The sequence below is a fragment of the Romboutsia lituseburensis DSM 797 genome, assembly GCF_900103615.1.
GTDB classification, from domain to species: Bacteria; Bacillota; Clostridia; order Peptostreptococcales; family Peptostreptococcaceae; genus Romboutsia_F; species Romboutsia_F lituseburensis.
Genome location: NZ_FNGW01000001.1, coordinates 551,775 through 576,883, shown reverse-complemented (window position 1 = coordinate 576,883; position 25,109 = coordinate 551,775). Strand labels below are relative to the sequence as shown.

20 protein-coding genes and 1 other annotated feature are annotated in these 25,109 nt (G+C 26.4%); of the genes, 15 read left to right on the top strand and 5 right to left on the bottom strand.

From position 1 onward, the window contains the following. The first annotated feature begins 45 nt into the window (after positions 1 to 45). The 5 genes from BLP75_RS02720 (at position 46) to BLP75_RS02700 (ending at position 6,360) form a co-directional block, all read left to right on the top strand. Positions 46 to 960 (top strand): LysR family transcriptional regulator, encoded by a 915-nt coding sequence (locus BLP75_RS02720; protein WP_092722620.1) that lies wholly within the window; start codon positions 46 to 48, stop codon positions 958 to 960. A gap of 117 nt (positions 961 to 1,077) precedes the next feature. Beyond that, complete coding sequence (locus BLP75_RS02715; protein WP_092722618.1) at positions 1,078 to 2,472, top strand: MATE family efflux transporter; 1,395 nt, start codon at positions 1,078 to 1,080, stop codon at positions 2,470 to 2,472. A 158-nt stretch (positions 2,473 to 2,630) separates the two neighbouring features. Further along, positions 2,631 to 2,841: a binding site (T-box leader), on the top strand. 156 nt (positions 2,842 to 2,997) lie between these two features. Beyond that, entirely contained in the window at positions 2,998 to 4,314 is a 1,317-nt protein-coding gene (gene argH / locus BLP75_RS02710) for an argininosuccinate lyase (RefSeq protein ID WP_092722616.1), read from the top strand. A gap of 187 nt (positions 4,315 to 4,501) precedes the next feature. Continuing rightward, a complete protein-coding gene (locus BLP75_RS02705; RefSeq protein WP_092722614.1) occupies positions 4,502 to 5,329 on the top strand; it encodes a CPBP family intramembrane glutamic endopeptidase in 828 nt (275 codons plus the stop codon). A 137-nt stretch (positions 5,330 to 5,466) separates the two neighbouring features. Beyond that, entirely contained in the window at positions 5,467 to 6,360 is an 894-nt protein-coding gene (locus tag BLP75_RS02700; protein WP_092722612.1) for an SPL family radical SAM protein, read from the top strand. Between the two features lie 70 nt (positions 6,361 to 6,430). On the opposite strand, the gene BLP75_RS02695 is transcribed toward BLP75_RS02700, so the two are convergent. After that, on the bottom strand, positions 6,431 to 6,883 hold the full coding sequence (locus BLP75_RS02695; RefSeq protein ID WP_092722610.1) for a metal-dependent transcriptional regulator: 453 nt from the start codon (positions 6,881 to 6,883) through the stop codon (positions 6,431 to 6,433). Between the two features lie 184 nt (positions 6,884 to 7,067). On the opposite strand from BLP75_RS02695, the gene BLP75_RS02690 reads away from it, so the two are divergent. Both BLP75_RS02690 and feoB read left to right on the top strand, forming a co-directional pair. Further along, positions 7,068 to 7,295 carry a FeoA family protein gene (locus BLP75_RS02690; protein ID WP_092722608.1) on the top strand — a complete coding sequence of 76 codons (228 nt, stop codon included), beginning with the start codon at positions 7,068 to 7,070 and terminating at the stop codon, positions 7,293 to 7,295. Between the two features lie 24 nt (positions 7,296 to 7,319). After that, on the top strand, positions 7,320 to 9,446 hold the full coding sequence (gene feoB, locus BLP75_RS02685; RefSeq protein ID WP_092722606.1) for a ferrous iron transport protein B: 2,127 nt from the start codon (positions 7,320 to 7,322) through the stop codon (positions 9,444 to 9,446). Positions 9,447 to 9,575: 129 nt separating this feature from the next. On the opposite strand, the gene BLP75_RS02680 is transcribed toward feoB, so the two are convergent. Next, on the bottom strand, positions 9,576 to 9,995 hold the full coding sequence (locus BLP75_RS02680; RefSeq protein ID WP_092722604.1) for a hypothetical protein: 420 nt from the start codon (positions 9,993 to 9,995) through the stop codon (positions 9,576 to 9,578). 299 nt (positions 9,996 to 10,294) lie between these two features. Between BLP75_RS02680 and BLP75_RS02675 the strand changes: the two genes are divergently transcribed. After that, positions 10,295 to 12,274, top strand: a complete 1,980-nt coding sequence (locus BLP75_RS02675) for a sensor histidine kinase (RefSeq protein WP_092722602.1) — start codon at positions 10,295 to 10,297, stop codon at positions 12,272 to 12,274. A 61-nt stretch (positions 12,275 to 12,335) separates the two neighbouring features. Here BLP75_RS02675 and BLP75_RS02670 read toward each other — a convergent pair whose 3' ends face one another. Then, positions 12,336 to 13,214, bottom strand: a complete 879-nt coding sequence (locus tag BLP75_RS02670) for a C39 family peptidase (RefSeq protein ID WP_242872366.1) — start codon at positions 13,212 to 13,214, stop codon at positions 12,336 to 12,338. Between the two features lie 175 nt (positions 13,215 to 13,389). Here BLP75_RS02670 and BLP75_RS02665 point away from each other — a divergent pair, with 175 nt between their 5' ends. The 3 genes from BLP75_RS02665 (at position 13,390) to BLP75_RS02655 (ending at position 16,157) form a co-directional block, all read left to right on the top strand. Beyond that, on the top strand, positions 13,390 to 14,817 hold the full coding sequence (locus tag BLP75_RS02665; protein WP_092722600.1) for a sensor histidine kinase: 1,428 nt from the start codon (positions 13,390 to 13,392) through the stop codon (positions 14,815 to 14,817). Next, positions 14,807 to 15,445, top strand: a complete 639-nt coding sequence (locus BLP75_RS02660; protein WP_092722598.1) for a hypothetical protein — start codon at positions 14,807 to 14,809, stop codon at positions 15,443 to 15,445. The genes BLP75_RS02665 and BLP75_RS02660 overlap by 11 nt, the downstream gene beginning before the upstream one ends. A gap of 61 nt (positions 15,446 to 15,506) precedes the next feature. After that, positions 15,507 to 16,157 carry a response regulator transcription factor gene (locus tag BLP75_RS02655; protein WP_092722596.1) on the top strand — a complete coding sequence of 217 codons (651 nt, stop codon included), beginning with the start codon at positions 15,507 to 15,509 and terminating at the stop codon, positions 16,155 to 16,157. Between the two features lie 102 nt (positions 16,158 to 16,259). Here BLP75_RS02655 and BLP75_RS02650 read toward each other — a convergent pair whose 3' ends face one another. Both BLP75_RS02650 and BLP75_RS02645 read right to left on the bottom strand, forming a co-directional pair. Further along, on the bottom strand, positions 16,260 to 16,601 hold the full coding sequence (locus BLP75_RS02650; RefSeq protein ID WP_092722594.1) for a PqqD family protein: 342 nt from the start codon (positions 16,599 to 16,601) through the stop codon (positions 16,260 to 16,262). Continuing rightward, on the bottom strand, positions 16,594 to 18,534 hold the full coding sequence (locus BLP75_RS02645; RefSeq protein WP_092722593.1) for an OPT family oligopeptide transporter: 1,941 nt from the start codon (positions 18,532 to 18,534) through the stop codon (positions 16,594 to 16,596). The genes BLP75_RS02650 and BLP75_RS02645 overlap by 8 nt, the downstream gene beginning before the upstream one ends. 310 nt (positions 18,535 to 18,844) lie before the next feature. Here BLP75_RS02645 and BLP75_RS02640 point away from each other — a divergent pair, with 310 nt between their 5' ends. The 4 genes from BLP75_RS02640 (at position 18,845) to BLP75_RS02625 (ending at position 25,032) form a co-directional block, all read left to right on the top strand. After that, entirely contained in the window at positions 18,845 to 19,768 is a 924-nt protein-coding gene (locus BLP75_RS02640; RefSeq protein WP_092722591.1) for a chemotaxis protein, read from the top strand. 276 nt (positions 19,769 to 20,044) lie between these two features. Further along, positions 20,045 to 22,108 carry a methyl-accepting chemotaxis protein gene (locus BLP75_RS02635; RefSeq protein ID WP_092722589.1) on the top strand — a complete coding sequence of 688 codons (2,064 nt, stop codon included), beginning with the start codon at positions 20,045 to 20,047 and terminating at the stop codon, positions 22,106 to 22,108. A 196-nt stretch (positions 22,109 to 22,304) separates the two neighbouring features. Further along, positions 22,305 to 24,197: a M20/M25/M40 family metallo-hydrolase gene (locus BLP75_RS02630; RefSeq protein ID WP_092722587.1), complete on the top strand. Its 1,893-nt coding sequence runs from the start codon at positions 22,305 to 22,307 to the stop codon at positions 24,195 to 24,197. A 214-nt stretch (positions 24,198 to 24,411) separates the two neighbouring features. Beyond that, positions 24,412 to 25,032, top strand: coding sequence for a hypothetical protein (locus BLP75_RS02625; protein ID WP_092722585.1), 621 nt, complete (start codon positions 24,412 to 24,414; stop codon positions 25,030 to 25,032). Positions 25,033 to 25,109: the final 77 nt, after the last annotated feature.

Below are 25,109 nucleotides of genomic sequence, written 5' to 3'. Positions count from 1 at the left end.
TGATATATTAAAATAAAAAAATAATGTAAGAAAAGAGGTGTTTATTTGCAGATTAATCAGCTAAAGTACTTAATTGAAGTAGCAGAAACTGGATCTATAAATAAAGCTGCACAAAATTTATTTGTATCTCAACCGAATTTAAGCAACGCTATAGTAAAATTAGAAAATGAATTTAATATAAAAATTTTTAATAGAACAAATAGAGGTGTGGAATTAACAAAAGAGGGTAAAGAGTTTTTAAATCATGCAAAATATATTGTCAACCAGGTAGAGAATATAGAAAATATGTATTCAAATTTATCTAAAGAAAAAAAATTTATACTAGATGTTTCTTGTGCTAAATCTTTTGACGTATCAGATGTATTAATTAAAATTTACAGTGAAATAAATAGCAAAAATATAAAAATTGCATTGAAAGAAACACATAGAGAAAATGTAGTTCAAGATGTTGCAAATATGGATTCTGAGATTGGGATTATAATAGTATCTAATCTTCAAGAAAAGCTATGGAACAATATACTAGAAATACATAAATTAGAATTTAATGAAATTTCTAAAGATAAAATGCATATATATGTTGGTGAAAAAAATCCTTTATACAATAATGAAATTATATATCCGCATGAATTAAAGGATATGGTGTGTATTTATTTAGCAGAGGAGCCAATATCAGTACTTTCATATAATGTTGAAATAAATACGATTCCTTACTTTAATAAAAAAAAGGCAATATACTTAAATGACAAAGAAACGATAGCCAATTTTATATTAGGAACAGATGTATATACATTTGCATCTGTATGGAATAGTATTGATAAAACAAAAGGTATAAGAGCTATACCGCTTGTTGACACCAATGTAGAATTTAAAATTGGATGGATTAAAAGAAAAAGAGAAGAATTATCAGACGAAGCTAGACTATTTATAGAACTTATAACTAAGAAATTAAATCAAAAATAGACTTTGTATTTAGTTATAAGTTTTAGTTATAACCAGCAATAGAATATATATATTAACGATAAACTCCTTATTTTGATAAGATGATAATATAAAATAAGAAATTGGGAGTGATTTAAATTGGATTTAAATAAAGATAAGGTCGGAATTATGGAATCTGATGATATAGGAAAAGTAATTTGGAAATTTGCAATACCAGCTATAATATCATGTTTAATAAGTGCAATTTATAATATTGTAGATACTGCATTTGTAGGATTTTTAAATGATACATTAGCAATGGGTGCAGTATCTGTTATATTTCCACTTTTTATATTGATAAATGCAATAGGACAAATGATAGGAGTAGGAGCCTCTTCATATATTGCTAGATTATTAGGTTCAAAAGATAAAAAAAGTGCAGATAAAGTAGCATCAACTGCTATTATATCTGCAGTTGTAGTAGGAGCTATATTTACAGTATTAACATTAGTATTTTTAGAGCCATTATTAAGGTTATTAGGTGCAACTAACAGTATAATGCCTTATGCATTAGAATATGCTAAGCCTATTGCAATAGGAGCAAGTTTACCTATATTAATTCCAACTATGGCTAACATAATAAGAGCAGAAGGGAATATAAAGGTAAGTGCCAATGTAGTAGCAATAGGTGCAATAATAAATATAATCTTAGACCCGATATTAATGTTTAGCTTTGACATGGGTGTAGCGGGTGCATCTTTAGCAACTGTAATTAGCCAGTTAATATCAGTAATTATATTATTTATATATTTTATAAGTAAAAAAGGATACTTAGATGTTAGTATATCTAATTTTAAATTATCAAAAGATATATACTATCAAATAATATCAGTGGGATTTTCAACATTTTTAACACAAGGTCTTATAAGTATATCTATGGGACTTTTAAATATAGCAGCTAAACCATATGGAGAAGCGTTGATAGCAGCTCTTGGAATTTCTTTGAAATTATCGTCATTAGTTATATTTGTAGTAATTGGATATAATCAAGGATTTCAACCAATTGCAAGTTATAACTACGGAGCAGGAAACTATTCTAAGTTAAGAGAGGCTATAAAAATTTCTATAAAAAGAACTACAATATTTGCTACACTAGCAACTATTGCACTAATGATATTTGCGCCATATGCAATAAACTTATTTAGTAATGACCCTGAAGTTATAGATATTGGAGTAAAGACTTTAAGAACTACTACTTTTATGTATCCTTTATTGGGATTTACACAATTATATGCAGCATTATACCAATCATTGGGTATGCCAAAAGAAGCTTTGATAGTAGGTACATCTAGACAAGGATTATTCTTCGTTCCATTAGTCTTTATATTACCTGGCATTATAGGAATGAATGGGGTATTGTTAACTCAGCCGATAGCTGATTTATTAACAGTAATGGTTACAGCAATATTTGCATATAAGACAAATAGAATTTTAAAAAATAAAGAACATGATAATGAAAAAAGATTTACTATTAATGAGTTATCAGAGGTATAAAAATAAAAATCTACAGCTTAAATTCAAGCTGTAGATTTTTATTTTGAATTTATGTATAAATTTAAATATTCTAATCAATAATATAAATCATAGTAAAAAAGAAAAAAGTATTGACTATTTACAGGCATATAATTACAATATGTATTAATTAAATACAAATAAATTTGATGAAGAAGAAAGTAAATATAAACTAGGTTTCAGCGAGCTAGAGTTGGTGTGAGTCTAGTAACACTATTTATATTGAAGAGAGCTTTGGAGAAGAATACTTGAAAATAAGTATGGTATTAGGAAAATCTCGCCTTAAGAGAATAGAGTGGATAAGTTAAACTTATTAATAAGAGTGGTAACGCGGAATACTTCGTCTCTTGGTTTTATAACCAAGAGACTTTTTTATGCTTAAGCTAATTTTTTATTTAAATTATTAAGTTAATTTATCAATAAGAGTGGTAACACGGATAAAATTCGTCTCTTGGTTATTTATGCCAAGGGATTTTTTAATATAAAAATTTAAAAGAGGTGGTTAATATGAAACTATGGGGTGGACGTTTTAGAAAAGAAGAAAACAAGCTAATGGAGGAATTTAATAAATCTTTTGACTATGATAATGTATTATACAAAAAAGATATCCAAGGTAGTATAGCACATGTTTATATGCAAATTCATTGTAATTTGCTAACTGAAGAAGAAGGAATAGCTATAATTAATGGATTAAATAAAATTTATGAAGACATAGAAAATGGAAACTTAAAGCTAGAAGGAAATTATGAAGATATACATAGCTTTATCGAAATTAATTTAATACAAAATATAGGGGAAGTGGGTAAAAAGCTTCATACAGCACGTAGTAGAAATGACCAAGTCGCAACTGATATGAGATTATATGCAAAAGAAATTACAATAAATATAATTGAGTTAATAAAAAACTTTAAAAATACAATTAAAGAAGTTGCATATAAAAATGATTGTATAATGCCTGGATATACTCATTTACAAAGAGCTCAGGTTGTAACTTTTAAACATCATTTAATGGCTTATTATAGTATGTTTGATAGAGATGAAAAGAGATTAAAAAATGCACTAGAAATATTGGATGAATCGCCTCTTGGTTGTGGTGCATTAGCAGGCACTACTCATAATATTGATAGAAATATAACCAAAGAAAAATTAGGGTTTAAAAGAGTTGTAGAAAATTATATTGATGGAGTAAGTGACAGGGACTATTTACTTGAATTAATGAGTAGTTTTTCTATAATAATGATGCACTTGAGTAGACTAAGTGAAGAGCTTATACTATGGAGTAGCCAGGAATTTAAATTTGTTGAAATTGATGACTTATATACAACAGGTAGTAGTATAATGCCACAAAAGAAAAATCCAGATGGAGCAGAATTAATAAGAGGAAAAACAGGTAGAGTATACGGAAATTTATTTGGGCTTTTAACTGTTATGAAGGGATTACCTCTTGCTTACAATAAGGATATGCAAGAAGATAAAGAAGGATTCTTTGACAGTGCAAATACTATAAGTATGTGTATTTCTATAATGGAAAAAATGATTGCCACTATAAAAATAAATGATGAAAATATGAAAAAAGCAGTAAAACATGGATTCTTAAATGCAACTGAAGTGGCAGATTATTTAGTAAAAGAAGGTGTTGTATTTAGAGATGCCCATGGAATTGTTGGAAGCATTGTAATTTATTGTGAAGATAACAATAAATCAATAGAGGATTTATCAATAGAAGAACTTTTAAAGTTTTCAGATGTGTTTAAAAAAGATATTTATGAATTTATAGATTATGAAAATATATTAAACAAGGGAATAAAAAATAATTTACTATAATAAATTATTTTTTATATACCATTTATACCTTTTAAATACCTATTCATGTAAAAATTATTGAAAAAATAAAACCATAGTGCTATATTTACAGCATTAAATCATTAAGATTTTAAGAATAAATAAAAGGGTAATTTTTATAAATACTTTATTATTGAAGTAAGTATTATAGGGTTAGAAGGAGTAAAAAATGAAAAGATATTTAAAAGCAATAGGTGTAGTTTTAGGACTTATTATTTTATGGCAACTAGCAATAGGTGTATCAAGTATTGGTTATGCATTTATATATGGCATTTATCAAAGTTCCCAAACTGGAAAAGTTGTCAGTGAAGTTTTTATGCAGGAACATATTAAGGATAATTTGTATACAATTGTATTAATTGGAGAAGTACTATTACTAATTGCGTTAATTCCAATAATTAAAGAAAAGTTAATTAAAAGAGGCAGTTTTAAAAGTATAAATTCTAATACTATAACTAATATGTTTATTTTAGGAATTGGAATGGATGGAATAGTAGCATTATCAGGGATGATTTTATCTACTATATTTCCTAGTTATTTAGAAGTTAGCAAAACAATTTCAAATGCAACAGGATCATATTTACAATTATTTAGTATAGTAATATGTGCTCCTATATTTGAAGAAATATTTTTTAGAGGATTTATGTTAGGATATTTAAAGAAAAACTTTAATATTGTTGGAGCTATTATAGTTCAAGCGGTAGTATTTGGTATAATGCATGGAAATATAGTTCAAGGTATATATGCATCTATATTGGGTATAGCGTTGGCTATAGTATATCTTCACTATGAATCTCTTTTTGCATGTATTATAGTACATATAGTAACTAATTTCTTTGGATCAGTAGTAAATGGATTTCTAGTTTCAAAAATTAATAGTGAAGTTACAATTATAACTATATTTGTAATTATAGCGATAGTATGTATTTATATACCAGGAACTAAAATGTATAAAGAGCATAAATCTAAAGTTAATGAAAAAATTAGTATTGAGTAAAAATTATAAATTAAAAATAAAAGGGTCTTAATTTTAAAATTAAGACTCTTTTATTTTATTATGATAAAATAAATTTATATTTAATAGAACGTTGTATAAGATAAAATTTATAATAATTAAAAAGGGATGAAGAAGCTATGCAATATATAAAGGTAAAAACAATTGTATCTCAAGCTAAGAATAATGACAATTGGTTTGGAATTAACTATAACATGAATATATATCAAGGTTGTTGTCATGGGTGTATATATTGTGACTCTAGAAGTAATTGCTATCAAATTATAGATTTTGATAGAGTTAGAGCAAAAGAAAACTCTACGGAAATAATAAAAAATGAACTTAGGAGTAAAAGAAATAAAGGTGTAATAGGAACTGGGGCAATGAGTGATCCATATAATCCGTTTGAAAGAAAACTAATGCTTACAAGAAAAGCTTTAGAAGAGATAGATAGTAATAGATTTGGAGTAGCAATAGCAACCAAGAGTGATTTAGTTGTAAGAGATATAGATATATTAAAAAGAATACAATCTCATTCACCAACTTTAATAAAAATGACTATAACAACTTATGATGATAATCTTTGCAAAAAAATAGAACCAAGTGTATGTGAAAGTTCTAGACGATTTGAAGCTATAAGAAAATTATCTGATAATGGTATATATGTAGGTGTATTATTAATGCCAATATTGCCATTTATAAACGATAGTGAAGAAAATATAAAAAATATAATAAAAAAAGCTTATGAAAGTAATGCAAAGTTTGTTTTTTCTTATGGATTAGGTGTTACACTTAGGCAAAATCAAAGGCAATATTATTTTGATCAGTTAAATAAATTATTTCCAGGAAATAACCTTCCTCAAAGATATATAAATACATATAAAGAATCATATATAAATCCTGCAAGTAACAATAAAAAGCTATGGCGAGTTTTTAAAGAGGAATGTGAAAAATACAATTTACTATATAAGATGGAAGACATTATAAAAGATTATAAGACTAACTATGAAAAAACTCAAATAAGTTGGTTTTAATTTAAAAATAGCATATGTATTTCTATAATTTAAATAATATTAAAAATATATACATATGCTATTTTAAATATTATTTAAGTGGACTGTAGTTGTTATATTTATTTAAAATTTCATTGTTTTCATTAAAAAAATTAACTAACTTTATAATGTTTTTTAAAGTTTCATTACTTATTGTATGTTCTATTTTTTCTGTTTCTTCATGTAAATTATTATTCACACCAATTATTTTCAAAAACTCTTCAATAGCATTATGTCTTAGTAAAAGTGTTTTTCCAATAAATTCACCTCTAGAAGTTAATTTTAATTTTCCGTAGTTTTCATGAATTAATAATTCTTTGGTTTGTAATCTTTTAACCATATTGCTTGCAGATGGTGTTTTTACATTTAAAGATTTAGCTAGCCTTGCAACTTTTATATCATTATCTTCAAGGTACAATCTATAAATCATTTCAATATAATCCTCTTCACTAGGTGTTAATTCATGCTCTTTTATATATTCATTAAATGTGTAATATTGATTCATTTAAATCCTCCATAAAAATTTTAATAGTTTAATACATAAAAATATTTATATAAAAAATAAAAATAAATTTATAAATTTTAAAATATATTTATTCTCTGTGTAACAAATATATGCAGACAAACATATGATTTATTATAAAAAGTTAGTTTAGGCTAACTTTAAATATCATCAAGGAGGAATTGGCATGGAGAAATTAGTTAATGTGAAAACTGGAACCACTGTAAAAGTAGAAGAACTTCTATCAAATGGATATATTAGAGAAAGAATGTTAGCTTTAGGGCTTACTAAAGGAGCGAAAATTGATGTTATAAGACGAGGTCCTAAAGATAATTTAACTATATATAATATTAGAGGCACTATGATAGCTTTAAGAAAAGAAGAAGGTGAAAAAATAATAGTTTCATATATTTAAGGTTAAAAATAGGGGGAGATTGTAATGGGATTAACACATGATTCAACAAAGATAAAAGCAATGAAAGACATATTTGATATAGAGAGAAAAGAGAATCAGTATGTTTTAGCACTTTGTGGGAATCCAAATACAGGGAAGAGTACTGTATTTAACACTTTAACAGGACTTAAGCAGCATACTGGAAATTGGCCAGGAAAAACTGTTTGTAGTGCTAGGGGGGACTTTAATTACAATAAAAAAAATTATGCATTAATAGACTTACCAGGTACTTATTCTTTGTTTGCAGCATCTCAAGAAGAAATAGTTGCTAGAGATTTTGTCTGTTTTGGTAAACCAGATGCGGTTATAGTAGTTGCAGATGCTACTTCACTGGAGAGAAATCTTAACTTAGTTTTTCAAGTAATGGAACTTACAGATAATGTTATACTATGCATTAACTTAATTGATGAGGCTAAAAAGAAAGGAATATTTATAGATAAAGATACACTACAGGATGAACTAGGAATACCGGTAGTATTGACTGCTGCTAGAAATAATATTGGGATTGATACTCTTTTAAATACATTAGATATTGTTATGGACAATAGATACTCATATAATAACAAAACAATAATATATAATGAAGATATAGAAAGAAATTTAAAAATAATAGAATCTGATTTAAAGCTTGCAATCCCTTATATTAAATCAAGATGGTTAGGGCTTAGATTAATAGATGGAGATAATAGTATATATGATTCAATGGATTCATATATAGATGGGGATTATAGAAAGTCCATAGATGAAATAAAATCAAAGCTTCCTGAAAACATAAATAAACTTTCAATGAGAGATGAAATTAGTAATATAAATTATCAGTATGCAAAAGAAATGTATGATTTATGTGTACACATAAAAGATAAAAATAAATTTAAGCGAGATGAAAAAATAGATAAAGTAATTACTTCTAAAGTTTTTGGATTACCGTTAATGCTTTTATGTTTAGGTGTAGTGTTATGGATAACTATTCAAGGTGCTAATTATCCGTCACAAATATTATCTAGTGCTTTGTTTTCAATAGAGCCACATATATATAATGCATTGCAAGTTTTACATGCACCTGTTTGGTTAAATGAAATGCTAACTTATGGAATGTATAGATGCTTAGCTTGGGTTGTGGCTGTAATGCTTCCACCAATGGCTATATTTTTCCCTTTATTTACCCTTATGGAGGACTTTGGATATCTTCCTAGAGTTGCTTTTAATTTAGATCATTTATTTAAAAAAGCATGTTGTCATGGTAAACAATGTCTTACTATGTGTATGGGATTTGGTTGCAATGCAGCAGGTGTTATAGGGTGTAGAATTATAGATTCTCCTAGAGAAAGATTAGTTGCTATTCTTACAAATAATTTTGTACCATGCAATGGAAGGTTTCCAACATTAATAGCTGTAGCAACTATATTTTTTACATCAACTATAAGTTCAACTTTTTCAGCAAATATTATAACATCTCTTTGTATAACATTAGTTATAATACTTGGAGTAATTGTTACTTTACTTGTATCTTATATGCTATCTAAAACTTTATTAAAAGGAGTTCCTTCTACATTTACTTTAGAATTACCACCATATAGAACACCTAAATTTGGTAGGGTACTATATACTTCCATAATAGATAGAACTATGTTTGTACTTGGAAGAGCTATTACGGTTGCTGCACCTGCAGGAATTATAACTTGGATATTTGCAAATGTATATATAGGAGATATAAGTGTATTAGCATATGTAGCAGGAGTGCTTGATCCTATCGCAAAATGTATTGGACTTGATGGATTTATATTAATGGCGTTTATATTAGGATTCCCTGCAAATGAAATAGTAATTCCGATATTATTAATGTCTTACCTAGCCACTGGATCTATGATAGAACTTGATAACTTTGTAGAGCTTGGTCAAGTTTTAAGAGATAATGGATGGACTTATCTAACAGCACTTAATGTTATGTTATTTAGTTTACTTCATTGGCCTTGCACAACTACCTTACTTACCATTAGAAAGGAAACAGGAAGTGCTAAATGGACATTTGTAGGGTTTATATTGCCGACTACAATTGCATTTATAGTATGTTTTTTAACAACGACTATATTTAGATTTTTAGGATTAGCTTAAAATAAACCTAGCTTTGTAAATTGCAAAGCTAGGTTTATTTTTTTTACTAAATATTATAAAATTTACTTTACAATTACATAGACAAGTTATATTAAACAAACGATAGACTAAAATATACAATAATATAATTTATAAATCATATTTAATTAATTGAATAATTTCGCTGTAGATATCCTTAGAATTTATTAGGTGATAGCTACATTTTTTAGCACTAAATAACTTTTCAGAATTTCCTATATGTAAAATTGGAATTGAGTGATTTGCATAATTGATTATATCTATAAGATATATATATGAGTTAATAGATCTATCAAAGTGTTTTATTAACTTAAAGTGTTTTAGTTTATTATAAATTTGTTTTTTTACTTTATAATTTTCAATTTCAACAGGAGTACTAAATGATTTTACATCTTTATTAATACCTATTTTAAAAAAACTTATATTGGTATCTTTATTTTCTCTTTGGCTAAATTGAGTAAAAGAATATGTTAAGAAGCTTAATAATATTAATAATAATATTATTAAAGTATATTTTGTAGTTTTTTTCATAAAACCCCCCTTTATTGCTTATTTAATTATAACATAGAGATCTTTAGACAAAATTTACAATAAATTTAAAAGTTTAGAATTTATTGTAAATTTTATTGTTGTAAAAAAAAAGCAAATGATATTATTATGAATAAATAAGTTATTAAATTAATTAAATTTTAGAGATAAATAATAAATAGGGGTATAAAAGAATAATATACATTTATTGGTAACAATATAGTAAACTTATGTTTACATCTTTAGTGCTATAATAAATGTAAACTTATGTTACTATATGTAACAAATAGGGGGAATATATTGTGATAAGAGTTTTAAGTAATAAGCATTTAATAGAAAAAGAAAAAAAAATGCTAAGATATATAATAGTAGTAGTGTTGCTAATATCTACCCTTTTAATTGGAAAAATATTTTGTGGTAAGTCCACTAATTTACCACATTTACAATCTACATTACATTTTATTAGATTTTTCAATACTATTTTAGCATCTTTAGCTTTTGGTAGTTGTATAATGGCGTACAATAGATTAAAACAAGATAGTATATTTATTATTTCATTAATGTATTTAGGTTTAGCAGTTGGAATAGGGCTGGGTCATATTGATTATTTTAGTTTTTATGATACAGAGTTTTATATTTCAAGTTATATTACGTTATCAACTTCATTGCTTAGAGTTTCTATAATTATACTTACAATTTCACCAAATAATAAGTTTAGAAATGTTATAATGAATAATAAAAAAGAATCTATAGCATTTGTAATAATCTACTCAATTATATTTGGATTTTTAGAAAATCTATTGAATTCTAATAGTTTAAATGAAACAAGTACTTTTTTCATAGGATATAATATATTTTTAGTTACTATTTATATAGCAAGCTCTATAAAGTTGTTTATTAAAGGAATAAAGAAAGGGGAATATGTATTTGTAGTATTGGGTTCTAGTTTATTTATGCTAGCATTAAAAGCAGTGTACGCTATATATGGAATTAATATAGTATCGTTTTATGTAAAGTTAACATCAGTGTCTATAACATATATAAGTTCATTAATAGTGATAGCAGGAGTATTCTGTGAGTTATATATATACATATTTAAAACTAAATTATTAAACGAAAATTTAAGTGTTTTTTATAATTTAGTTGATAATAATAAGCATAGTTTTATGTTTATATGTGATGAAAATTTAAATATAAAGTATGCTAACCAAAAAATAAAAGAATATTACTTTAATTCAAAAGATGTTGATATTAAAAGTATTGACCTAAATTTGAAGCAAAAATTAAGATATATTGATGAAAGTTATAATATATTAAATTTATTAAATGAAAATGGAACTTGGAGAGGAATAATAAAAGATGTATTTGGGTATAAAACTATAGATTGTACAGTACAGCGTATTAATGTACTTGAGGATAAAAGTGATATAGTTGTTAGCTATATGGATATTTCAGATGAAATAAGTACAGAGTTGGAATTAGAAAAACTAAAAGTTTATGATAAAGAAAAAAGACAGTTTATATATAATCTATCTCATGAGCTTAGAACTCCATTAAATATATTTTACTCAATAGTTCAGCTATTAGATAAAGTCAGCTTGAGAGATGATAGAGAATTTAAAGAATCATATCAAAAATATCAAAAATCTTTGAGATTAAACTGTAAAAGAATGTTGAGATTAATAAATAATGTAATCGATGTATTAAAAATTGATGCTCAAATACTAAAAGCTAAATTTGGAAATTATGATATAGTATCTATTATTGAAAATGTTACTTTAGAGGTTGTAAAATATGCATCACTTAAATCAATAAACATTGAATTTGATACCAATGAAGAAGAAAATATCATAAAATGCGATCCTAAACTTATAGAAAGGGTATTGTTAAATTTACTATCAAATGCGATAAAATTTTCAACGGAAAATAAGAATATTTATGTAAATTTAATCTCAAAAGAAGATAAGATATATATAAGAGTAAAAGATGAAGGTATAGGTATATCAGATAGTGTAAAAAAACTTATATTTGAAAAATTTGTTCAGGTAGATAAGTCTTTAACTCGTATGAATGAAGGCATTGGAGTAGGACTTAGCATAAGCAAATCTATAATAGATTTACATCATGGTCAAATAAATGTATTTAGTAATTTAAATATGGGTAGTACATTTGAAATTGTACTTCCTAATGAAGCACTAGAAAATCAGTATACCAAATTTTATGATATAGATAAATCAAGTATAGAACTTGAACTATCTGATATTTATGAAATATTAAGTTAGACTAATACAACCACTTCTAAAATCTAGATTTTAGAAGTGGTTTTGACGTACATTTAAGCTTTTATAGTAAACTTATTTTCCATAAATTTTTAGTTTCCTTTAAAAATACATTAACATCCCATTTTTTATTAGAATTAATTTTACTATTAGGATCATTAATTTGTATTTTACCATCAGATGTTAAACCAGTGAGTACAAGAAAATGACCTGTTGTAGTGAATGTCCCAGGTTTAACTGTTAAAATTATAGGATTTTTATCTTTTAGTGTTGATATTATAGCAGACTTTGTTAGAGGAAGTTCTTCGCTTTTTAAACCGAAGTATTTAACTCCTTTAGAAATAAGATTCCAACTAGAACCAATACCTTTAATGTAAAAATCATTAGCATAAGCATAATCAGCAACCACTTTAGGGTTTATAGTAGTATTTCCCGTAAGTCCAACAGCTACCATAGCCAAAGAAGTAGGTGCACATCCATTTATAGCTAAATAATTATCTCCATATTTTTCATATCCCCATCTTTCATCCCATTGTGAAAATAAAGGGATATTACCTGGTGTATAATCAAACTCTATAGATATAGAATTATTTTTTGTAGATGATAAATATTTATTATAATTAGCTACAAAGTCAATTGATTCAGTATTTTTACTTGCTAACTCTAGTAGTTCTTTAGGATATTTATCTATATTATTTAAAATTAAATTAATTTTTTTATTATTATTTGATTTATCAACAAGATCTTTAATGACAGGGTCTGTTGAATTTAGTAAATTTTGATTTGTTAACGCAAGAGTTTCGACCTCTGGTTCTTTCGTTTTAGCATTTATAAAAATCGTTTTAAAGAAAACAACAAAGATTAAAAGAAGTATCATTAATGCAAATAATATATTTTTCTTTAAGTCTTTATTGCTTCTACGTTTATTTCTGACAAAATTCATTTTAAAACCATCCTTTTAGATTATTTCTGACAAATAATATTATAAAAATAAGATGATTAATAATTGTTACATAGATGTATCAAAGTTGTAAAATATTATAATTAAGGTATGTTTATAATATACTAAAAAATAAATAATATGGTATTATAAATATCAGTTGAAAGTTGGTGATACTGTGAAAATATGGAAAAAAATATTCCTTTATTCAATAATATTATTTATTATACTATTTAACGGAGCAGGTGTAGTAATAATAGAGAATATATATAATAGAAATTTAGAAAATACAATAGTTTCCTATATAAATGAATATAAAAGTATTAGAAATTCAATATATTTAAATGCTGATTTATTATCTAGACATTCACCTGATATACTGTTGAGTGTCATAAAAAATTATATATATGGAGATATTTCAGGAGTTAAAAATATAGAAATCTTTGATAAAAAAAATAACATTATATTAAACGCTAAAAATTTAGGAATAACTTCTTATAGAGAAGAAGTACAAAAGGCAAGCATAAAGGAATGTAAGTTTATAATTAGAGAGATAGAGGGTAAAAGATTATTATTTATTGGATCAACGTTTAAAGTAGATTCTGAAACATATAAACTTATAATAACAAAAGACATAAACTTTATAAGTGAAGAAAGAAGTAAAAATTATGAATTATTTATATTATTGAGCCTAGTAGTTACAGTTCTCTTAGCTATAGGAATGTATATTATATCTAAGAATATTACTAATCCTATAATTGACTTAATAAATGTATCAAATAGTATAACTAAAGGTGATTATAGTAAAAGAGCAAAAGAATATAATAATGATGAAATTGGAATATTATCTAAAAACTTTAATAGAATGATGAAAGAAATAGAAGATAAGATAAAAGAGTTAAATATTATAAATGAGCAAAAACAGAGATTTATAGATAATTTAACCCATGAAATGAAAACGCCTATTACATCTATAATAGGATACTCAGATTTATTGTTAAAAGGAAATATAAGTGAGGAAATAAGATTAAAATCTTTAGATTATATAAACTCTCAAGGCAGACGACTAGAAAATTTAAGTACATCTCTTATAAAGTTAATAATGATTAGAAATAAACAAGTTGAAAATCAAAAAGAGTTAAGTTTTATTAAGGATATAACCATAGATGCTATTAAGTCAATCGAGTATAAACTAAAGAATAAATCAATGAATATAGTAGTAGATGTAGAAAATTCAAAAGTATATGGAGATAAGCAACTTACAATATTATTGATTACAAATATTTTAGACAATTCAATAAAAGCATCAGAGTATAAATCAAAAATAATCATAAGAGGTGAAGCTTTTAATAGTAGTAGATATAAGCTAAAAATAGTAGATGAAGGTTTTGGAATTTCAAAAGAGGATTTAGATAAAGTAATAGAACCGTTTTATATGGTAGATAAATCAAGGGCTAAAGTAAGTAAGAATTTAGGGTTAGGTCTTGCTATATGTCAAGAAATTTGTATATCTAATAACATAGAATTTTATATAGAAAGTGAGTTAAGTAAAGGAACAACAGTTACGTTAATACTAAATATGGAGAATACGAAAGATGAAAATTAATTTTAAAATAGTTGGATTAATATCGATATTATTAATATTTTTAATCTTTATAACTAATATTCATTTTGAAAAATATAATAATAATGTATTGTATTCAGAAAAATTTGCGTTGAAAGAAAGAACAAAAGAATTGCAAAATGTAAACTATATAACCAGAGAAGAAGCAATTTCAAGAGGTTTAGATGTATTAAAAGATGGGTTTGGTATAAACTTGAATAGAGATCAAATATCAGAGAATATAGAATTATATGAATCGGAAGAAGGATATGAATGGAACATAATGTGGACTGAAAATGATAATAACCAAAAATATTATTGTAATATACTAGCTGATAATGGAGACATAAAATTCATAGTGGTGGAAGATTCTAATTTCAAAGAAATATATAAAAAAAATTATGAAGTAATAAATATAAGTAAAGCAAAAGATATAATAACGCCCTTATTAAAATCACTAAATTTAAATATAGAGAATATGAAAGTTTACTTAAATTATAGTGACAATTATAGTAACAAATATGGTACAGTATTAATGGTTAGCGATAAAATGGATAATTCATATTTCTATGAAGTAAATATAAATTATAAAGATGAAAAAATAATATATTTTAAAAAGTTGAAAATCTAAACTATATAGAAATTCAAAAGTAATATATTTTAAATATCAAAGATAAATACTGGAGGAAGTAATGAAAATATTAGTAGTAGAAGATGATTTAGCAATAAGAGATTTGATTGATATAAATTTAACTATATCTGGATATGATGTTTTGGTTGCTCAAGATGGAGAAGAAGGTAAAAATATATTTGATAAAGAAAATATAGATGCAGTTCTTTTAGATGTAATGTTACCTAAAATAGATGGGTTTGAGCTTATTGAACATATAAAGAAAAAAGATGTACCTGTTATATTTATTACAGCAAAAAGTTCGGTATCAGATAGAGTAAAAGGATTAAAATTAGGGGCTGATGATTATATAGTAAAACCGTTTGAAAGTATTGAGTTATTAGCTCGAATCGAAGCAGTAGCTAGAAGATATAATAAAAGTGAAAATATAATAAAAGTAAATAATATAGAGATAGATTTAGATAGAAGAATAGTAAAATTAGATGGAGAGATAATAGAATTAACTCTAAAAGAGTTTGAGCTATTAGCATTATTTGTAAAAAATAAAAATATAGCATTATCTAGAGAACAAATATTAGATAAGGTATGGGGATTTGATTATATAGGAGAAACTAGAACAATTGATATACATGTACAGAGACTAAGAGAAAAGTTAAAGCTTAAAAGTAATATAAAAACTATATTTAAAGTTGGATATAGATTCGAATATTAATGTGTATATAAAAGATGGAGACAAAATAAAATTTGAGAAAAAATCATTTTTATAACATATAAAAAGTGGATATCTATTTAGATATCCACTTTTATTTATTATTTAATTTATCCTATCAATGTAATTACAATTGATTTCTATATGATTTAAAAACAGTAATAATCTTTCATAAAGAGGATGAGACTCTTCACCATATTTAAGTTCTAGTTTTGAACCTATTTCCTCAACTGTTTTCTCTCCATCAATTTGTAAGAATACAAAGCTACCATACTTATCAAGTTCAGTTCTTTTATACATAGGTATTTTAAATTTTAATTTTCTAAAAAATCTTTGTATAAAATGATCTTGTTTTTCTAACACAGTTACAATTTGATTTTCATTAACTTCAAATTTAATTTCATTTGAAACCTTAAAGATCAAATTTAACACATCATCATTAGTCATTTTCTTTTACCTTAGAGTTCATAATAGGAATGATTGTAAGGATTACTAAAGCCACAAGTAAAACTACTGCCATTCCATTACCAGCAGCAAATCCACTTGGAGTATTTCCTCCAACAACACCTGTAACTTGGCATATTATTCCTATAAGTCCTAATATAGAACCACCAGCAACAAGACCTGAAGATAAACTTATACCATTTGCAACTTTAACTTCTTTTTCTTTATCACTTTTAGCACTTCTTTCAACTAAAACTCTTATTAATGCACCAACTAATATTATAGAAGTTGTTGCTATTGGTAAATAGAATCCTATTGCAACAGTCATTATAGGTAAGTTTAGGAAATATAAAACAAGACCCATAAATATACCAACTAAAATCATAACCCATGGTAAATCACCAGACATTATACCAGAAGTAAGTGTAGACATTAAGTTAGCTTGAGGTAGTGCAAATGGTGGATTATCACCAGTTATCTTAAGTTGTTCAGAAAGAACTAACATAGTACCAACAACTACTACAACACCAACGATACTAGCTAAAGTAAAGTAACGTTGCATTTCGTTTTTGTTACCACCTATTATGTATGTAACTTTTTGAGATTGGCAGTATCCTCCAGCTATTGCTATAGCAACAACTATGAAAGAACCAAATAAAAGTAATGATTTATTATGAGCTTGATCTTTCCATCCCATTATAACGAATACTAATGTAACTATAACTAAAGAAGCTATAGTCATACCAGAAACAGGAAGGTTAGATGTACCTATAGTACCAGTTAAACGTCCTGCAACTATAACAAATAATAAAGATAATAAAAGTGACAATACAGCACCTACTATAGCCATAGTTATATTACCAGATATTATAAATGCAGCTATAAATCCTATAATAGCTCCACCTAATAATATCATCATTTGCATAGATGAACCTTCTCCACCAGTACCTTTAGCCTTAGTAGTTTCCTTAACAGAAGCTATTATTGTTGGTATAAGTTTTATAGCACCTATTATACCACCGAATAACATCATACCAGCGCCTATATATTTAACATAACTACTAGATATTGCCTGAACAGTCATTTCATTTATTTGCATAGAAGGGTTATTCCATACCATAACACCATCTTTTGCCATATCAGTAAAGTACCCTATTAAAGGAGCTATACCAAAACTTGATAATATAGAACCTGCAAACATTGTTAAAGCAACTTCAAGACCAACTATAAAACCTATTCCTAAAAGTAATGGGTTAACTTCCATATCAAATTTCCACTTATACCCTTTACTTCCTATAAAGCTCATTACATTATTAGTTAAATTTAAGAATGAGCTAGTTATAACAGTTATAATTCCACCTATTCCAAAACCTATTCCCATGTACTTTATAGAGTCTCCACCAGTATCAGAAGCAACTAAAGTTTCCGATATAGCCATTGACTCAGGATAAACAAGTTTACCATGTTCTTCAACAATTAAGTAATTATAAACAAGCGATGCTGCACCAATACCAAATAGAACACCACCAACACCAACTAGTAACCCTTCTAAAAATGTGAAATCGCTACCAATTAAGATAACAGAAGGTAATACGAATATTAAACCACTAGCAACAGATTCCCCACCACTTGACATACCTTGAATTAAGTTTTTGCCAAGGATACCTTTTTGCTTTGCAAAAGCGGCAACAAACGCAGAACCTATAATTGCACCAGGAATACCTGCAGCAACAGTAAGACCAGCTTTCATACCAGAGTATGCAGTAGATGCTGCAAAAACAGATGCTAACACAAGACCTATTATGAGTACAGCAGCATTTCCACCTGTTTTAGATTTGTCTGTTATGTAAGGTACATAGTCTTTTCCAGATACTCCACCATAAGCACCTTTAGGTAATTTTTTGTTGTTGATAGCTGCGCTATCCTTATTGCTCATACTAATGCCCCCTTTTTATTTAGTTAGTATAATTGTAGCATCATTTTATAGAACAAATTGTTAAAAATAGGTAAAATCGTTAGAAAAAATAATATAAGAAAATACAAATAAATTTATAAAATGCTAAAAATATGCTTAATAATATTAAATACAACAAAATTTGCTACAAATATGAAAATTAAATAAAAAAGAAAAATTTGATAAAAAATCAAATTTAATGTAAACAAGTATTATAGTTTTTGAACTTTCTGACGTATTATAAAAATATAGATTTTAAAATATTAAACTTAAATATTGTAGGAGGTTGATTATGGGATTTGCAGAAAGCACAAGTCAGACAAAGATACTTTTAGAATCAGGAACTAATGAACTTGAAATAATGGAGTTTATGATTGCAGGAGAGTCATTTGGTATAAATGTAGCAAAAGTTCGTGAGATACTTATGGCTCAAGATGTAAAGAAGATGCCAAATTCTCATCCAGTAGTTGAAGGGGTATTTAAACCTAGAGATGAAATAATTACTGTAATAGATTTAGCTAAGTACTTAAATATACCTAGAACAGGTGAAGGAACTCATGATATTTTTATAGTTACTCATTTTAACAAATTAAGCTTTGCATTTCATGTAGAAAATGTTGTTGGAATAGGTAGAGTTTCTTGGGAAGAAATCAGAAAGCCAGATAGAATAATATATGGTGGAGATGAAGGTGTTGCAACAGGTATTGCTCAATATAAGGATAGATTAGTAACTATATTAGACTTTGAAAAAATAATAGCAGAAATAAGTCCGGAGTCTAGCATTCAATATGATGAAATAGATATGTTAGGTAAACGCCAAGATTCTCATAAACCTGTATTAATAGTCGAAGATTCAATGTTACTTTCTAAGATGATAGTTGACTGTTTACATAGGGCAGGATATAAAAATACTATTAAAACGGATAATGGTCAAGAAGCGTGGAATTATCTATCAGAAGCTAAATCTAGTGGAGAACCAATCTTAAATCATGTTTCATGCATAGTTTCAGACATTGAAATGCCATTAATGGATGGGCATAGACTAACTAAGTTAGTTAAAGAAGATAGTGTATTAAAAGATATACCACTAATTCTATTCTCATCATTAATAAGTGAAGAAATATATATTAAAGGAAAAGAACTTGGTGCAGATGAGCAAATAACTAAGCCAGAGATAGCTAATCTTGTTAGTATAATAGACAGGTTAATTAGATAGATTTTTTATAATCTAGCTTAAAAATATTTTTACAAAAACGTATTGTATATTATCTTAAGCTAGATTTTTTATATAACAATTTATTATATATTTTACAGTAGTTTAATGACTTGAAATTAAAATGAAAAATATAATTTAATTAAAAAATAGTAGCATTTATAAAAAAAAATTTTATAATACGATAAATTTGAAATTATTTAAAATATAATAAGAAATATTTTTAGGATTTTATTTATTCAATTAAAAAATTATGTAAACAGAGGAGGTTGAATAGCAATGAAATTAAAATTCAAGCTAAAAGACAAAAACAATAAAAAAAGCATTAAAGCTCAACTTACTTTTATAATAGTTTCAATGGTAGTTATTTGCTGTACATTTTTAGGGATAATTACAAGTTTTCTAAATTATAAAACAGCAAATAATGTTTTAAGTAACACTATTATGGAAACGACACATCAAGCATCAGAAAATGTTTCATCTAAAATTAGAAATATTCAACATGCTGCAATTCAAACTGGTTGTATGAAAGAAATATCAGATCCTAAGGCAACTATTGAAGATAAGAAAAAAATTATAGAAAATCAAGTGAAGTTGTATGGATTTGAAAGAGGGAATATTTTAGATGCAAATGGAGTTAGTTATTTTGATAATAATGATTATTCAGATAGAGATTATTTTAAAGAATCTATATCTGGTAAAGAGTATATTAGTGAACCAACTATAAGTAAAGTTACAAGTAAAACTACATTTGTAGTTTCAGCACCAATTTGGGAAAATGGAGTATCTGGAAGTAAAATAGTTGGTGTAGTTTACTTCGTTCCAAATGAGAACTTTTTAAATGAAATAGTCGAAAATATTACTGTAAGTACTAATAGTTATACATATCTTATAAATAACAAAGGTACTACAATAGCAGATGAAGATCATAACCTAGTAGGACAAGAGAATGTAATAGAATTATCAAAAACAAATCCTGAATTTATACCATATGCAGAAGCGGATAAAAAACTTATTAATGGAGAAACTGGAAATATTCATTTCAATGCAGAAGGAAAAAGTTGGTTATTAGGATATATACCAGTAGAACATACAAATGGTTGGGGATTAGGTATAATGGTTCAAAAGAATGACTTCTTTGGTGAACTTTATGCATCAATAGGAATAACTATTACACTAGGAATAGTATTTATAGTGGCGGCCTTTATAATAGGAAGAAGATTTGCAAATATAATAGGTAATCCACTTAAAGAGTGCAGTGAAAGATTAGAAAAGCTAGCAGAAGGTGATTTACAATCAGATATTCCAGAAGTAAATGTTAACTATGAAATAGGGTTGGTTTCTGATGCTACCAACAAAATAGTGATGGATCTTAGGAATATGATAACTACATTGATATACTTACTGACTGAAATTAGTAATGGTAATTTAGATATAGATATAAATAATGAAGATACTAAAGAGCTGTTTGCAAAAGATTTTAATCCAATGTTAGTAGCTAGTAATAAAATAATAGAAAGCTTAAATGATACATTATCACAAATTCAGATGGCTGGAGAGCAAGTATCAATAGGTTCTGATCAGGTATCTGAAGGAGCACAAGTACTTTCTCAAGGAGCAACAGAACAAGCTAGTTCAGTTCAAGAGCTATCTGCAACTATAAATGAAGTTTCACAACATATAAATAAAACTGCTCAAAATGCGGATAGAGCTAAAGAAATATCTATAAAATCAAGTAGTGCAACAAGTTTAGGAAAAGCTAAGATGGAAGAAATGATAGTTGCTATGAATGAAATTAGTCAAACATCGAATGAAATAGGAAATATAATAAAAAATATAGATGATATAGCGTTCCAAACTAACATATTAGCACTTAATGCAGCAGTAGAAGCAGCACGCGCAGGATCTGCAGGTAAAGGATTTGCAGTGGTTGCAGATGAAGTTAGGAATTTAGCTGCTAAATCAGCAGAAAGTGCTAAAAATACAGCAGACCTAATAGAAAAAGCTCTTATTGCAATAGAAAATGGAACACAAATAGTATCAGAAACGGCGAAATCATTAGACGATGTTGTAGAAGGAGCACAGCAATCTGCTGAAGTTATACAAAAAATAGCAGATGCCAGTAGTGAACAAGCTGAACATATAAGCCAAGTAAATGTTGGAGTAGAGCAAATATCTGTAGTTGTACAAACAAATTCAGCGACAGCAGAAGAAAGTGCTGCAGCAAGTGAAGAGCTATCAAGTCAAGCTCAAATGTTAAAAGATCTTATATCAAAATTTAAATTAAAAGATATAAATAACGATTATGAAGCTAAAAATTTCTTTGGTGATCAAGAGTTTTAATATAATTTAAATTACAAAAAAGTTCTTATAAATATCAATATTTATAAGAACTTTTTTTGTAGAAAATTAGATTCAATTAAAGGAGATAAATCTAAAATGTAGAAAATAATATTTAATTGCTGCAACTTAAAATATCAATTAATGTAAATAGATTTTAAATTGCTATAATTAATAAAGTTTGAAAGGGAGAGGTATTATGAAGAAAAAAATATTTTCAATGCTAGTAACTTTCTTAATGACAATTAGTTTATCAATGTGCGATACAAAGGTATTCGCTCAAGAAAAAATAGAAGGATATGGAAAATATGCTTATGAAACATTAGAGTATATAGATAAAAACCTTCGAGAAAGAAAAGCAGGAACAAACAAAGAACTAAAAGCAGCTCAGTATATAAAAGGAAAGCTTGAAAATGCTGGATACAAGGTAGAGGAGCAGCCTTTTGAATTTACTAATAAAAAAGGTGAAAAATTTAAAAGTCAAAATATTATAGTAACAAAAAAAGGTGATTCTAATAAAGAAGTAATAGTTGGATCACATTATGATAGTGTTGGAACTGCTGGAGTTGATGATAATGGTTCTGGAACTGTTGTAAATTTAGAAACGGCTATAAGAATGAAAGATGTAAAGACACCTTATACAATTAAATTTGTATTTTTTGGAGCTGAAGAAGGTGGATTATTTGGATCTAAAGCTTATGTAGACAATATGACGCAAGATGAAAAAAATAATTTAGTATATATGATAAATATGGACTCTATATTAGCGGGAACTTACAGTTATATGTATAGTGGAAACTATAATGAGGAGACTAAAAAAGTTGAAAATGCATGGCCTGTATATCAAGCTATGAAAATAGCTAAAGATTTAAATTTAGAATTACACTTAAATGACACCAAGTTAAATATAGATTACCCATCTCCTTCTACAGGAAATTGGAGTGATCATGCTAATTTTAAAGAGTTTGCACCATATATATATTTTGAAGCTGCAAACTGGGAATTGCCAGATGACCCTCAAAAACCAGAGGAAGGATCTTCTGGAGCTTATGAAACTGAATCTGGAGAAGTAATGCATGTACCAGAAAGAGATGATTTAACATTCATTGAAAATGAATGGGGAGATCATGGTAAAAATACTATTAAAAAATATTGTACACTTTTACCAGAAATGTTGTTAAAACTAAAACCTACTATAGAAGAAACTAAACTAGTAGGAGATTCAAGATATTCAACAGCTGTAAAAGTAAGTGAGAGAGGTTTTAAGAGATCAGAAAATGTGGTGCTTGTAAATTCAAATGCTATAACAGATGCAATGAGCGCAACTCCTTTTGCAAAGTTGAAAAATGCTCCAATACTTTTAACACAAAGTAATAAATTAAATGAAGATACAAAAAAAGAGATAAGCCGACTAGATGCAAAAAATGTATACATAATAGGCGGAGAAGATGCAATTTCAAATGAAGTAATTTTACAGCTAAAAGCCATGAATATTAATATAGAAAGAATAAGTGGAAAAGATAGATATGAAACTTCATTAAAAATAGCTAATAAACTAGGTAAGACATCTGAAATAGCGGTTGTTAATGGAGAGCATGGGCTTGTAGATGCGGTAAGTATATCTCCTGTAGCAGCGAGTAAAAATATGGCAATAATACTTTCTTCACCAAGTAGTGGAATTACATTATTTAAAAAATTTATTGAGGAAAATGATATAAAAACTACTTATGTCATAGGAAATGAAAAATCAATTTCAAATGAAGTAACTGATAAACTTCCAGGGGTAAAAAGATTGGGAGGAGAGAACAGGAATGAGACAAATTCCGTTATACTAGAAACATTTTATGATGAAAATGTAAACAATATATTTGTTGCTAAAAATGGCATAAAGAATGAAGATGAATTGGTAGATGCATTAGCAGTTGGAGTTATAGCAGCAAAGGAAAACTCTCCTGTAGTTGTAGTTTCTGATAAGTTAAATTCTAAGCAAGAACAATTAATATCAAGTAAATTATTAAAAGAAATCACTAAAGTTGGTGGAAATGGAAACGAAAATGCATTTAATCAAATAGCTAATATTTTTAGAAAATAATTATTATATAAGGTAGTTAAGAGATTTTATATTTTTTAATTACCTTATTATTTTGTTTTATAGTTTAAAATAAATAAATTCTATATAGAAAATATTTTATAAAAAAATAATTTTGAAAATATATTATTTGGGATTTTAGACATTATTAGACAAAATTTTCCTATTTCTTATATTATAATAATCATGAAGTTATAATTTAAGGAGCAATTATGAAATGAAAAAAATATTAAATTTTCTAAAAATATCAATAATATGTTTATTATGCGTTCTTATAGGATTTGTAGTTAAATCTGGAGGAACTACAATTTCAAAATATATGTTCAATAGTCCAAACTTATCTAAAGAAGATGTTATAGTAAATTATATAAATGCATTATATAGTTTTGATGCAAATGTTGTTAAAAAATGTTTCAGTCCAGACTTAAATAATATTAATGAACTTCAGTACTTTAAAGCGAGAGGGAATTCCTTAGCAAGGGAGCTTATAGAATTGAATAGCAACTATGAGTATTATAAGAAAAATCCTCCTGGTGAACCTGGTGATGAAAAATATGAAGAGTTTATGAAAATGTCATCAATAATAGAGAGCGAAGGACTTATAAATTATGTTTTAGATGAAAAAATCACAAATTTAAAAGAACTTTATTCAAACAAAAAGCCAGATATAGATGTAGAAACTGAAACTACATCAAAATATGATGAAAAAAATAAACTTGATTTCCTAAAAGTTAGATTTAAATTAACAGATGATAATAAAGAAACCTATGTAGAAGATAGAGAAGTTGTAGTACAAAAAAAGGATGGAAAGTATTATATAGTAGATATATATATATAATTTATGTAGTATGTTGTAGCGAGGATATATATTAAGTTTAAAAATAGTTTAATAAACATTCAGGTTGCTATAATTAC